Raw genomic sequence first — 11,678 nt, forward strand, 5'->3', positions numbered from 1 at the left:
ACGGAGAACTTTTGGAACCCCTGCAAGTTGATGTCGCCGTGATCGGCGGCGGCCCTGCCGGCCTGATGGCCGCGGAAGTGATGGGCCGCGCCGGCCTGGCCGTGCACCTGTTCGACGCCATGCCGTCGGTGGGGCGCAAGTTCCTGCTGGCCGGCAAGGGCGGTTTGAACCTCACCCACGCCGAACCGCTGCCCGCCTTCATCGGCCGTTACGGCGCTCAAGCCGCGCGCCTGCAACCCCTGCTCGACACCTTCGGTCCGCAGGCCGTGCGCGACTGGGCCGAGGGTCTGGGCATCAGCACCTTCGTCGGCAGTTCGCAGCGCGTGTTCCCCACCGACATGAAAGCCGCACCGCTGCTGCGCGCGTGGCTGAGCCGCTTGCGCCGTCCGGAAGGCGAAGGCCGTGCACCGGTGGGTTTTCACATGCGGCACCGCTGGACTGGCTGGAATGGCGAAGGCCATTTGACGTTCGAGACGCCACAGGGGCCACTGCGTGTGCAAGCCCGCGCAACGGTGCTTGCCCTGGGCGGCGCCAGTTGGGCACGCCTGGGTTCCGACGGCACCTGGGCACCGCGTTTGCAGGCAGCAGGCATTGACGTGGCGCCTTTGTTGCCGAGCAACTGCGGCTTCGACGTGGCCGGCGGCTGGAGCACCTTCTTCACCGAACGCTTCGCGGGCCAGCCTTTCAAATCGGTCGCCATCCGCGCCACCGACAGCCAGGGCAACGTCTTTCACCGCAAGGGCGAATTCGTCGCCACGGCCACTGGCGTCGAAGGCAGCCTGGTCTACGCTGCGTCCAGCCTGCTGCGCGACGAGATCACACGCCACGGACAAGCCACCTTCGAACTCGATCTGCTGCCCGACCGCACGCCCGACCACGTGTTGACCCAGGTCGCCCATCCGCGCGGCTCGCGCAGCCTCTCCAGCCACCTCAAGAGCCGCCTGGGGCTGGAGGGCATCAAGATGGCGATCGTCAACGAGTTGCTCGACAAGGCCGCGATGCACGAACCCGCGCGCCTGGCCGCCGCGCTCAAGGCACTGCCGATCACGCTGTCAGCGGCGCGACCGATCGACGAAGCCATCAGCACCGCTGGCGGTGTGCGCTGGGAGGCTCTGGACGATCACCTGATGGCCCAGGCCCAACCGGGTTTGTTCTGCGCTGGAGAAATGCTGGATTGGGAGGCGCCCACGGGCGGCTATCTGCTCACCGCGTGTCTCGCCAGTGGCGTGGTGGCGGGCGAGGGCGTGCGCCGCTGGCTCGCCGCTGCCTCCACCTCTTGAGATTCAGTGCGCCGAGGTCTTGGAGAGCAGGTTGAGCACCAGCACCCCGGCCACGATCAGCGCCATGCCCAGCACGCCGGCCGCATCGAGCTTCTGGTCGAAGACGATCCAGCCAATCAGTGCGATCAGCACCACACCCACGCCCGACCAGACGGCATAGGCAATGCCCACGGGGATGGTGCGCAAGGTCAGCGCGAGCAGGTAGAAGGCCGCGCCGTACGACACCACGACGACCACCGAGGGCCAGAGCTTGCTGAAGCCCTCGCTGGTCTTCAGGGCCGAGGTGCCGATGACCTCGGCAACGATCGCGAGGCCAAGCAGAAACCAATGGTTCATGGGCTCGTCTTAGTCCACCAACGCCTGCAAGTCCAGCGTGTAGGACTTGCCGATCCACAGAGCGCCATCGCGGTGGTCGCTCAGCGCATCGCCCGTGTTGGGGTGGACCAGCACGTCCAGCGCACCGTGGTTGAGCGACAGCCAGCTCACCACGTACGCAAACTCGCGCGCGCCGAAGGCCACCTGGTAGGTCCACGCCGGGTGCGGTCCCACCGGCTTTTCGTGGAAGCGCCCGATTTCAACCCGCGTGCCCAACTCGTTGGCAATCACCTCGCGCAGTGCCCAGGCCGCGTCGCGGGTGTCCGCATTGAAATACACGTGGGCATGCCAACTGGTGATGAGGGAGGGGTCGCGCGCAGACATGGATGTTCGGAAAACGGAGTGGCGCAAACTTTACTCCACCGATGGCCGAAAAAATACCCGCGTGCCAGTCCGAGGTTTTGCGGAGGTCGGCAGGCCGGGTCGCCGTGCCGCCCGGAAATTTACGCAGTATTACGGACAGGAGGAGGGGCATATTCGCCCTAAAGTGCTTCCATTCATGAAAGAAAAGCGCCGCGTCACTGCGGCGTTTTCGTATTCAAAACAATGGAGCAAGCATGGAATTTCTCAGTACCTCGGACTTCTGGATCGGCCTGCTGAAGATCATCTGGATCAACATCATCCTGTCTGGCGACAACGCCGTCGTCATTGCCCTGGCGGCCCGCTCGTTGCCCCCTGAGCAGCAAAAGAAAGCCATCATGTTCGGCTCCGGCGCTGCCGTGGTGCTGCGCATCTTGCTGACGGTGGTGGCCGCCAAGCTGCTGGAGCTGTCGTTCCTGCAAGTGATCGGTGGCGTGCTGCTGCTGTGGATTGGCTACCAACTGCTGAGCGGCGACGAAGAGGACGATGGCCACCACAAGGGCACGGGCACGATGATGGCCGCCATCCGCACCATTCTGATTGCCGACCTGGTGATGAGCCTGGACAACGTGATTGCAGTGGCCGCGACCGCGCAGGGCAACATGGTCCTTCTGATCCTGGGCCTGGCCATCAGCATCCCGCTGGTGGTCTTCGGTTCCACGCTGATGATCAAGCTCATGGGGCGCTACCCGGTCATCGTGACCCTGGGCGCCGCCCTGATCGGCTGGGTCGGTGGCGAGACCATCGTCAACGACAACCTGGTGCACGGCTATACCATGGCCCATCCTTGGCTGCACTATCTCGCTGCTGCTGCGGGCGCCGTGCTGGTGGTGGGCGTGGGCAAATTCATGCAGGCCCGTGCTTCCGGGAAGCAGGAGACTGAAGCGCAGGCTTGATCCGGGGTGCTTGCGCCGCCCTTCAGCAAAAAAGCACTGCCCTGGCAGTGCTTTTTTGTTTGTGGCGCTGTGGAGCCTTGAATGGGCTGCGCTGAGGGAGCGAAAAAGGTGACGAGCCTTGACCCCGGCACTGGATTCACAGTTAGGGCTGCTTGGTTCCCCACCTGACCCGGTTGGCCGCTTCACCATGCGGGAAGGCCCGTCGGGGTCGATTGTAGGCGATGAGACAAGCCGTTGCCGGCCGGAAGCGCGATACCCCGCCGCTTAGAATCGTTGACATGTCTTATGTCGTTCTGGCCCGCAAATACCGCCCGCGCACTTTCACCGAGATGGTGGGGCAGGGGCACGTGGTGCAGGCGCTGTCGAACGCATTGACGACCCAACGCCTGCACCACGCCTACCTGTTCACCGGCACGCGCGGTGTCGGCAAGACCACCGTTTCGCGCATCCTGGCCAAGTCGCTCAACTGCCTGGGCGCGGACGGGCAGGGCGGCATCACCGCCGAACCCTGTGGCGTGTGCCAGGCCTGCACCGACATCGACAGCGGCCGCTTCGTGGACTACACCGAGCTCGACGCCGCTTCCAACCGCGGTGTGGACGAGGTGCAGGCGCTGCTCGAACAAGCGGTCTACAAACCCGTGCAGGGGCGCTTCAAGGTCTTCATGATCGACGAGGTGCACATGCTGACCAACACGGCGTTCAACGCCATGTTGAAGACGCTGGAAGAGCCGCCCGAATACCTCAAGTTCGTGCTGGCCACGACCGATCCGCAGAAGGTGCCGGTGACCGTGCTCTCGCGCTGTCTGCAGTTCAACCTGCGCCCGATGGCGCCCGAGACGGTGCTGGAACATCTGCAGCAGGTGTTGCAGGCCGAGCAGGTGCCGGCCGATGTGCAGGCGTTGCGCCTGCTGTCGCGCGCCGCGCGTGGTTCGATGCGCGACGCGCTCTCGCTCACCGACCAGGCCATCGCGTTTGGCGGCGGCCAGTTGCAGGAAGCCGGCGTGCGACAGATGCTGGGCGCGGTGGACCGCTCTTATGTGCTGCGCCTGATTGACGCGCTGGCCCGCGCGGACGGCGCTGCCGTGGTCGACACCATCGACGCATTGCGCCTCAACGGCTTGAACGCCGCTTCCACGCTGGAGGAAATGACCGGCGTGCTGCAGCGCATGGCGGTGTTGCAGGCCGTGCCCGATCGCGCGCAGCCCGAGGGGCAAGACGATCCGGACGAGGCGCAGATCGCGCAACTCGCGCAAAGCCTGCCGGCTGACGAGACGCAACTGCTGTACAGCCTGTGCCTGCATGGCCGCGCGGAACTGGGCCTCGCGCCCGACGAGTACGCCGCGCTCACCATGGTGCTGTTGCGGCTCATGGCCTTCAAACCCGCCGGCGCCGCCCACAGCGCATCAGCGGAAAAAAAAACACTGAAATCGGCTGAACCGTCGCCCGCAGCGGTGCCGGCGGTGGTTCCGGTGGCACGTGCGCCGGTTGCCGCACCGCCGACACCGGCGGTTGCTCCCGCATCCGTGCCCGTGGCCGCGCCGGTATCCGCACTCGCACCCACGACCGATCCCACGCTGGTGACGCTGCCCGTGCGCAGACCCACCCCACCCACGGCAACGGCTGCGCCCGCAACACCTCCCGCACCCGCTCCGGTGGCCCGGCCCACCTCGCAGCCCGAGCCGATGGACGACGACGAAGCGCCCTGGCCCGAAGACGATGGTCCGCCCTGGGAAGAAGAGACCGCACAAACGCAAACGCGCACGCCACCACCCAACCGCGTCATGGCGATCCCCGTGCGCGATGCCGGCGAACCCAGCGCACTGGACCAACCCCAACCACGCGCCGAGCATGGCGCGCAAACGGTGTTGCCGGCCGCGCCCGGTGGCAGCGTCGAGGGCGATTTCTGGTTCGACACCGTCATGCAGCTCGCGCGTGCCGAAACCATCACGGCACTGGTGCGCGAGCTCGGCCTGCAATCGCAATTGATCGCGCGCGACACCGACCAATGGCTGTTGCGCGTGGAGCGCATGTCGCTCAACCAGGGCAACACCCGCGAGCGTTTCGCCACGGCCTTGCAGACGCTCGGGCACCAGGTGCGCCTGACCGTCGAGATCGGCCCTGTCACCGACTCGCCCGCGCTGCGCGTGGCGGCGGCCGCCGCGCGCCGCCAGCGCGAAGCCGAGGCGCAGATCATGAGCGACCCGTTCGTGCAAACGATGATGCGCGACTTTGGCGGCAAAATCGTGCCCGGCACGCTCAAGGCCATCACCGCCTGACCCTTTTCTTTTTTTTCGAAAACCTCAACTCAAGGAAGATCATGTTCAACAAAGGACAACTCGCCGGCCTCATGAAGCAGGCCCAGGCCATGCAGGACAACCTGAAGAAGGCCCAGGACGAACTGGCTTTCATCGAGGTCACCGGCGAGTCCGGCGCTGGTCTCGTGAAGGTGCTCATGACCTGCAAGCACGACGTCAAGCGCGTCACCATCGACCCCAGCCTGCTGGGTGAAGACAAGGACATGCTCGAAGACCTGGTCGCCGCTGCGTTCAACGCCGCGGTGCGCAAGGCCGAAGAAACCTCGGCCGAGAAGATGGGCAAGATCACCGCCGGTATGCCTGGCATGCCGGGTCTGCCAGGCGGCATGAAGTTCCCCTTCTAAGCACACCGCAGCACAGACCGAGCGAGCCCACACGCCGATGGCCGAAAACCACTCGCTGGAGTTGCTCATCCAGGCCCTGCGCCGCTTGCCCGGCGTGGGCGTGAAGTCGGCGCAGCGCATGGCGTTTCATTTGTTGCAACACGACCGCGAAGGCGCGTCGCAACTCGCGCGCGCGCTCGACCACGCCACCGCGTCGGTGCGGCATTGCAACCTGTGCCACACCTTCACCGAAGACGACATCTGCCCCACCTGCCGCGACCCGCGGCGGGACCGCTCGCAGCTGTGCGTGGTGGAAACACCGGCCGATCAGGCGGCCATGGAGCGCACCGGTGCGTACAAGGGCTTGTTCTTCGTGCTCATGGGCAAGCTCAGTCCGCTCGACGACGTGGGCCCGCGCGACATCGGTTTGCAAAAACTGTTCGATCGCATCAACGCGCCCGCCGCACCCGACGACACGCCGGTGCGTGAAGTGATCCTCGCAACCAACTTCACCGCCGAGGGCGAAACCACCGCGCACGTGATCGCACAGGCGCTCAAGGGCCGCAGCGACGTGCAGGTGACGCGCCTGGCGCGTGGCGTGCCGGTGGGCAGCGAGCTGGAGTACGTGGACCTGGGCACCATCGCCCACGCCCTGGTGGACCGGCGCTGAACGGCAGCGCACCCTGTTTCCGACACGAAGAGGACTGCATGAAATTTGCTGGATTGACGGTGGCCTACTGGTGCGTGCTCGTGACCGCCTTGCTGCCCATGGGCTGCGCGTGGCTCGCCAAGGCGGGGCAGGTGGGCAAGCCGCGGCGCCACGGCGGCTTTGACAACCAGGACCCACGCGCCTGGCTCATGCGCCAGACCGACTGGCGCGCGCGCGCCAACGCGGCACAGGCCAACACCTTCGAGGCGCTGCCGTTCTTCATCGGCGCGGTGATCATCGCGCACCAGCTCGGCGCGGTACAGATGCGTGTGGATCTGCTGGCGTTTCTCTTTGTCGTGCTGCGCCTGCTCTACGTGATGATGTATGTGGCCAACCTCGCCACCGCACGCAGCGCGGTGTGGGCCCTGGCCCTGCTGGTGAACATCGCGATCCTCTTCGTCTGAAAGCGCGGCCGTTGCAAGCCGTTACATCGGCTTGCAATTGCTCGGTACAAACCCGCTCGGGATTCGTCCCGATGCGGGTTTTTTGCGTGCCCTCTAGGCTCAAGCTGTCACTCAAACAAGCAAGTACAGCGGAGAGGAAAAGAGGTCATGTGGAGTCGTCGCAACTGGGGCCGAGCCTGTGCGCTGGGCATGATCGCAGCAGCCCTGCCACCGCTGCGTGCCCAGTCGGCCCCCACCGCCGCGCAGGCCGCGCCGCCGCCGCCTCGCCCCGGGGCCACGAAGCTGGCCATTGCGGTGGACCAGCGCACGTCGTTCTCCTACCTGCCGCTGACGATTGCCGAGCGCCTGGGCTATTTCGTGCAGGAAGGTCTGGACGTGGAGGTGCGCGAGTTCGCCGATGAAGCGCATTCGCTGCAAGCGGTGCGCGCGGGCGCGGCGCACATTCTCTCGGGGACGTACGCCAGCACCATCGCCATGCAGGCGCGCGGCCTGGCGCTGCAGTCTTTCGTGTTGCAGGGCCGTGCACCCCAGGTGGTGGTGGGTGTGTCGAAGGACACCATGTCGCACTACCGCACGCCCAACGACTTGCGGGGCGCGCGCGTGGGCATCATGGCCACCGGTGCCGCCTCGCACCAGGTGGTGAGTCTGGTGCTGGGCAAGGTAGGCTTGCGCGCGGCGGACGTGCAATACGTCCCCCTGGCCAATGCCGCCGCGGCGGTGCAGGCGTTTCGCCGGGGTGAGCTGGATGTCATCAGCTACAACGACCCCACCATGACCCAGCTGGAGCAACTGGGCTCGTTGCGGGTGGTGGCCGACACGCGCAGCACGCGCGGCACCTCCGAGGTGTTTGGCGGGCCCATGCCATCGGGCTGCCTGTGTGCGCCACCCGAATTTCTCATCCAGCACCCCAAGGCCAGCCAGGCCTTGACCGATGCCCTGGTGCACGCGCTCAAGTGGTTGCAGACCGCCGGGCCCTCGGACATCGTCAAGACCGTGCCCGAGCGTTACTTCCAGGGGGACCGTTCCTTGTACCTGGCGGCGTTCATGCGCCTGCGCGAGGCCTGGACGGTGGATGGGCTGATGCCCGAAACCGGGCCCGCCACCGCCGCGCGCATGCTGGCGCATTTCGAGGAAGCCGAGTCGGTGCAGAAGGTGGACCTGGCGCGGACCTTCACCAACGACTTTGCGCGCAGGGCCAAGGCGCGGTTCAGGGCCTGAAGGGCCGCAGCCCTTCGCACCTTCCCGTCACGGCTTTTTCTTGGCCGGCTTCTTGGTGCTGCTGGCCACGCGCGTCTTGGTGGGCTGTTTCGCGGTCTTCGTGGGCTTGGCGCCCGCCTGCTTGCGCGTCGGTTTGGCGGCGGCCTGTTTCTTGTTGCTGCCGCTGCCTGCCTTGGCCGTCACCTTCGCGCGCTGGGGGAGCATGAGCGCGATGCTCTGTCCCGCCTTCAGCGCGGAGTCCACGCCGAGCTTGTTCCAGTCGGCCACGCTGACCGGGCTCACGCCATAGCGACGCGCCAGCTTGGTCACGTTCTCGCCCTTGCGTGCCTTCACCACGGTGCGCCGCAGCACCACCTCGGGCTGAAAGCTGATCTGGCCGTTGTCGGCCACGTGCACCGGCACGTCGGTGTTGCGCGCCTCGCTGCGCGGCACCAGCAGGCTGGAGCCGGCGCGCACCTGCATGCGCGGCGGGATGTTGTTGATCTCGCGCAGCATCGATTCGCTCATGCCGGCCCTGGCCGCGGCCTGCGCCACCGTCATGGTGGAGGGCACGACCCACGCCGTCCAGCTGGCCAGCGGCCCAGTGTGGTTCTGCAGGTTGCGCTGGAAGATGATGGCGTTGTCCCAGGGCAGGAGCACCGTGGGTGTGCCCGCGGCCATCACCACCGGCTGGCGCATCGAGGGGTTGAGCGCGCGGAAGTCCTTTTCGCTCACCTCGGCCAGGCGCGCGATCAAGGCCACGTCCATGTCGCGCTGCAGTGTGACGGTGTCGAAGAAGGGGTGGTTGCCGATCAGGGGCAGGGTGGTGTTGTAGGCCTCGGGCCGCGCCAGGATGTTCTTCACCGCCTGCAGCTTGGGCACGTACAGCCGGGTCTCGGCCGGCATGTTGAGGTCGGTGTAGCCGGTGGGCTTGCCCTGGCGCTGGTTGTTCGTGATGGCGCGGTTGACGTTGCCCTGGCCCCAGTTGTAGGCCGCCAGGGCCAGGTGCCAGTCGCCGAACCGGTTGTACAGCTGCTGCATGTAGTCCAGTGCCGCGCGGGTGGAGGCGAGCACGTCGCGCCGGTCGTCGCGGAAGGCGTTCTGCTTGAGGTCGAACGACTGCCCGGTGGCCGGCATGAACTGCCACATGCCGGCCGCGCGCGCGCTGGACACCGCCTGCGGGTTGAACGCGCTTTCGATGAAGGGCAGCAGCGCCAGCTCCATCGGCATGTTGCGCACTTCGATCTCTTCGACGATGTGGAACAGGTAGCGGCTGGAGCGCTCGGTCATGCGCTGCATGTAGTCCGGGCGGGTCGCGTACCACTGCTCGCGGTCGATCACCAGCTCGTTCTGCAGATCGGGCATGGCAAAGCCACGGCGGATGCGGTCCCACAGATCGGAAGGCGCGTCCAGTGTGGCCACGCCGTAGGGATTGGTGCCGGTGCTGGCGGCGGTGATGTCGCTCAGCGGCACGTGGCCAGGCAGGCGGTACGAGGGCAGGCTCGGTGCGGGCGTGGTGGTCGGCGCGCTCGTGGTCGCGTCGCCGGTGCGGGACGGCGACTCGGGAAGGGAGGTGGCGCAACCGGAGATGAACAAGGCCGCGGCGATCGCGGCGGGCAGGAACCAACGGCGTGTGGCCGGGGCCTGGGCTGGAGCTATCGGGAAATCAAGGGTCATTTGAAATTGTTTTTCCATTCGCGCAGCGTGGCGAACACGGCCACGGCGTCGTCGGTGCTGATGCCCGGTTCGTGGGCCACGGCGGACCGCACGACGGCGGGTTCGTGCGTGCGCAAAAAGGGATTGATGTGCTTTTCCAGCTCAATGGAGCTGGGCAGCGTCGGAAAGTTCTGCGCGCGTTGTGCCTTGCACCGTTCGATGTAGGCCAGCAGCTCGGCGTTGCCGGGCTCGACCGCTTGTGCGAACTTCAGGTTGGAGAGCGTGTATTCGTGGGTGCAGCACACGCGCGTGGCGGCGGGCAGGGCGGCCAGGCGGGTGAGCGAGTGCAGCATCTGGGCCGGCGTGCCTTCGAACAGGCGGCCGCAGCCACCGGAAAACAGCGTGTCGCCACAGAACAGCAGCGGCGCGCCGTCCATCTCGGGCGTGTAGTACGCAATGTGGCCGGCGGTGTGTCCGGGCACTTCGATCACCTCGAAGCGCAGGCCGAGCACCTCCACCGCCTCGCCTTCGCCCACGCGCTGCAGCGGTTCGGGCATGGGCTCGACGACCGGCCCGATCACGCGCGCGCCGGTGGCTTCGCGCAGCGCGGCCACGCCGCCGGTGTGGTCGGCGTGGTGGTGGGTGATGAGGATGGTGTCCAGCCGCAGGCCTTGCTGCTGCAGCCAGCGCGCCACGCCCTCGGACTCGCCGGGGTCGACCACCAGGGCCCGCTGGCCGTCGTGAAGCGCCCAGATGTAGTTGTCGCTGAAGGCCGGGATGGGAATGAGGTGCATGGCGCGGATGTCGGGTGAGGGCGTGTAGAGTGCGGGGCTGGCCTTCCCGGTGGGTCTGCAGTGTCGCAGACTTCGGGTGGGAACCGACCCAATTCCCGCACCACATGACCGCAAAAATTATAGGGTTGACCGAGTGGTTCGCGACCGCGCCGGGCGAGTACCTGCTGGCGTGGGAGCGGACACAGTTTGACCTCGCGGTGGCCGATCTGTTCGGTTTCAACGCATTGCAGCTCGGTTTGCCCGAACTCGACGGCCTGCAGGCCAACCGCATGCCGCAGCGCTGGCTCGCGCTGCCCGAGGTGCCGGCCATGGGCGGGGAGATGCCTTCCCACCGCCGCCCGCCGCGCATGGCCTTGGTCACCGACGCGGCCGCGCTGCCGTTTCCCGAAGGCAGCCTGGACCTGGTGGTGCTGCCGCACACGCTCGAATTCAGCGCCGACCCGCACCATGTGCTGCGCGAGGTCGAGCGCGTGCTGGTGCCCGAAGGGCGGGTGGTGATCTCGGGCTTCAACCCGGCCAGCCTCTGGGGTTTCCGGCAGGCGCGTGGCCGCTTGTTGGGTGCCTCCCAGCTGTACCTGCCCGAGGCGGGCGATTTCATCGGGCCCTGGCGTTTGCGCGACTGGCTGCGCCTGCTCAGCTTCGAGATCGAGTCGGACCGTTTTGGTTGTTACCGGCCCGCGATGCATTCTGAAAAATGGCTGAACCGCTATGGCTGGCTGGACCGCGCGGGCGCGCGCTGGTGGCCGATTTTTGGCGCGGTGTACTTCGTGGTGGCGGTCAAGCGCGTGCGCGGCATGCGCTTGCTCGGGCCGGCCTGGAAGCCGCGGCGTGCGCCGTCGGCAGCCCCGGTGTCGGTCGCGAACCGGCATTGAATTTTTTGTTTTTTCTTTTCATCGAGGAGCATTTTTCTTGAACCATGTGGTGATCTATACCGACGGCGCCTGCAAGGGCAACCCCGGCCCGGGCGGCTGGGGCGTGTACCTCAAGTCGGAGGGCTTTGAAAAAGAGCTGTGGGGTGGTGAGCGCGAGACCACCAACAACCGCATGGAGCTCACCGCCGTGATCGAGGCACTGGCCGCGCTCAAGCGCCCCTGCCAGGTGTCGCTCTACCTCGACAGCCAGTACGTGCGCCAGGGCATCACCGAATGGATCCATGGCTGGAAACGCAAGGGCTGGATCACAGCGTCCAAACAGCCCGTGAAGAACGCCGACCTGTGGAAGCGCCTGGATGCGTTGGTGCATGGCGGCGTGCACAAGATCGAATGGCATTGGGTCAAGGGGCACGCGGGCGACCCGGGCAACGAACGCGCCGATGCGTTGGCCAACCGGGGCGTGCCGGGTTGAAGCGCAGCGCTCAACCGGGGTAGGT

13 protein-coding genes and 1 other RNA gene are annotated in these 11,678 nt (G+C 66.6%); 9 read left to right on the forward strand and 5 right to left on the reverse strand.

Features of this window, described 5'->3' with window-relative positions; genetic code table 11:
- Positions 1-11 precede the first annotated feature (11 nt).
- The gene (locus FFS09_RS06205) at positions 12-1,280 is read left to right on the forward strand and encodes a TIGR03862 family flavoprotein (RefSeq protein WP_289509290.1); all 1,269 of its coding nucleotides are present in this window, start codon (positions 12-14) and stop codon (positions 1,278-1,280) included.
- A 3-nt stretch (positions 1,281-1,283) separates the two neighbouring features.
- Here the strand turns inward: FFS09_RS06205 and FFS09_RS06210 are convergent, their stop codons facing one another.
- Entirely contained in the window at positions 1,284-1,616 is a 333-nt protein-coding gene (locus FFS09_RS06210; protein ID WP_137917993.1) for an SMR family transporter, read from the reverse strand.
- A 9-nt stretch (positions 1,617-1,625) separates the two neighbouring features.
- Positions 1,626-1,979, reverse strand: coding sequence for a DOPA 4,5-dioxygenase family protein (locus tag FFS09_RS06215; protein ID WP_137917994.1), 354 nt, complete (start codon positions 1,977-1,979; stop codon positions 1,626-1,628).
- A 233-nt stretch (positions 1,980-2,212) separates the two neighbouring features.
- Between FFS09_RS06215 and FFS09_RS06220 the strand changes: the two genes are divergently transcribed.
- Positions 2,213-2,911 (forward strand): TerC family protein, encoded by a 699-nt coding sequence (locus tag FFS09_RS06220; protein WP_137917995.1) that lies wholly within the window; start codon positions 2,213-2,215, stop codon positions 2,909-2,911.
- 107 nt (positions 2,912-3,018) lie between these two features.
- Here the strand turns inward: FFS09_RS06220 and ffs are convergent.
- Positions 3,019-3,115, reverse strand: an RNA gene (ffs, locus tag FFS09_RS06225) — signal recognition particle sRNA small type.
- Positions 3,116-3,189: 74 nt separating this feature from the next.
- On the opposite strand from ffs, the gene dnaX reads away from it, so the two are divergent.
- The 5 genes from dnaX to FFS09_RS06250 all read left to right on the forward strand — a co-directional run bounded on the left by dnaX (position 3,190) and on the right by FFS09_RS06250 (position 7,880).
- Positions 3,190-5,187: a DNA polymerase III subunit gamma/tau gene (gene dnaX, locus FFS09_RS06230; protein ID WP_137917996.1), complete on the forward strand. Its 1,998-nt coding sequence runs from the start codon at positions 3,190-3,192 to the stop codon at positions 5,185-5,187.
- 41 nt (positions 5,188-5,228) lie between these two features.
- Positions 5,229-5,570: a YbaB/EbfC family nucleoid-associated protein gene (locus FFS09_RS06235; protein WP_137917997.1), complete on the forward strand. Its 342-nt coding sequence runs from the start codon at positions 5,229-5,231 to the stop codon at positions 5,568-5,570.
- 37 nt (positions 5,571-5,607) lie between these two features.
- Complete coding sequence (gene recR, locus FFS09_RS06240; protein WP_137917998.1) at positions 5,608-6,219, forward strand: recombination mediator RecR; 612 nt, start codon at positions 5,608-5,610, stop codon at positions 6,217-6,219.
- 38 nt (positions 6,220-6,257) lie between these two features.
- Positions 6,258-6,662 carry an MAPEG family protein gene (locus tag FFS09_RS06245; protein ID WP_137917999.1) on the forward strand — a complete coding sequence of 135 codons (405 nt, stop codon included), beginning with the start codon at positions 6,258-6,260 and terminating at the stop codon, positions 6,660-6,662.
- Between the two features lie 147 nt (positions 6,663-6,809).
- Complete coding sequence (locus FFS09_RS06250; protein WP_137918000.1) at positions 6,810-7,880, forward strand: ABC transporter substrate-binding protein; 1,071 nt, start codon at positions 6,810-6,812, stop codon at positions 7,878-7,880.
- A gap of 27 nt (positions 7,881-7,907) precedes the next feature.
- On the opposite strand, the gene FFS09_RS06255 is transcribed toward FFS09_RS06250, so the two are convergent.
- Both FFS09_RS06255 and gloB read right to left on the reverse strand, forming a co-directional pair.
- A complete protein-coding gene (locus FFS09_RS06255; RefSeq protein ID WP_137918001.1) occupies positions 7,908-9,536 on the reverse strand; it encodes a transglycosylase SLT domain-containing protein in 1,629 nt (542 codons plus the stop codon).
- A complete protein-coding gene (gene gloB / locus FFS09_RS06260; protein WP_137918002.1) occupies positions 9,533-10,309 on the reverse strand; it encodes a hydroxyacylglutathione hydrolase in 777 nt (258 codons plus the stop codon). The genes FFS09_RS06255 and gloB overlap by 4 nt, the downstream gene beginning before the upstream one ends.
- 104 nt (positions 10,310-10,413) lie before the next feature.
- Between gloB and FFS09_RS06265 the strand changes: the two genes are divergently transcribed.
- Both FFS09_RS06265 and rnhA read left to right on the forward strand, forming a co-directional pair.
- Entirely contained in the window at positions 10,414-11,181 is a 768-nt protein-coding gene (locus tag FFS09_RS06265; protein WP_137918003.1) for a class I SAM-dependent methyltransferase, read from the forward strand.
- A 37-nt stretch (positions 11,182-11,218) separates the two neighbouring features.
- Positions 11,219-11,653, forward strand: coding sequence for a ribonuclease HI (gene rnhA / locus FFS09_RS06270; RefSeq protein ID WP_137918004.1), 435 nt, complete (start codon positions 11,219-11,221; stop codon positions 11,651-11,653).
- The last annotated feature ends 25 nt before the right edge of the window (positions 11,654-11,678 follow it).

It is taken from the genome of Hydrogenophaga sp. 2FB (assembly GCF_005503365.1).
In the GTDB taxonomy this organism is placed as follows: Bacteria; Pseudomonadota; Gammaproteobacteria; order Burkholderiales; family Burkholderiaceae_C; genus Hydrogenophaga.

Coding starts and splice junctions, on each gene's coding strand:
- FFS09_RS06210 (WP_137917993.1), bottom strand. CDS start 1,616: ATGAACCATTGGTTTCTGCTTGGCCTCGCGATCGTTGCCGAGGTCATC.
- FFS09_RS06215 (WP_137917994.1), bottom strand. CDS start 1,979: ATGTCTGCGCGCGACCCCTCCCTCATCACCAGTTGGCATGCCCACGTG.
- FFS09_RS06220 (WP_137917995.1), top strand. CDS start 2,213: ATGGAATTTCTCAGTACCTCGGACTTCTGGATCGGCCTGCTGAAGATC.
- dnaX (WP_137917996.1), top strand. CDS start 3,190: ATGTCTTATGTCGTTCTGGCCCGCAAATACCGCCCGCGCACTTTCACC.
- FFS09_RS06235 (WP_137917997.1), top strand. CDS start 5,229: ATGTTCAACAAAGGACAACTCGCCGGCCTCATGAAGCAGGCCCAGGCC.
- recR (WP_137917998.1), top strand. CDS start 5,608: ATGGCCGAAAACCACTCGCTGGAGTTGCTCATCCAGGCCCTGCGCCGC.
- FFS09_RS06245 (WP_137917999.1), top strand. CDS start 6,258: ATGAAATTTGCTGGATTGACGGTGGCCTACTGGTGCGTGCTCGTGACC.
- FFS09_RS06250 (WP_137918000.1), top strand. CDS start 6,810: ATGTGGAGTCGTCGCAACTGGGGCCGAGCCTGTGCGCTGGGCATGATC.
- FFS09_RS06255 (WP_137918001.1), bottom strand. CDS start 9,536: ATGACCCTTGATTTCCCGATAGCTCCAGCCCAGGCCCCGGCCACACGC.
- gloB (WP_137918002.1), bottom strand. CDS start 10,309: ATGCACCTCATTCCCATCCCGGCCTTCAGCGACAACTACATCTGGGCG.
- FFS09_RS06265 (WP_137918003.1), top strand. CDS start 10,414: ATGACCGCAAAAATTATAGGGTTGACCGAGTGGTTCGCGACCGCGCCG.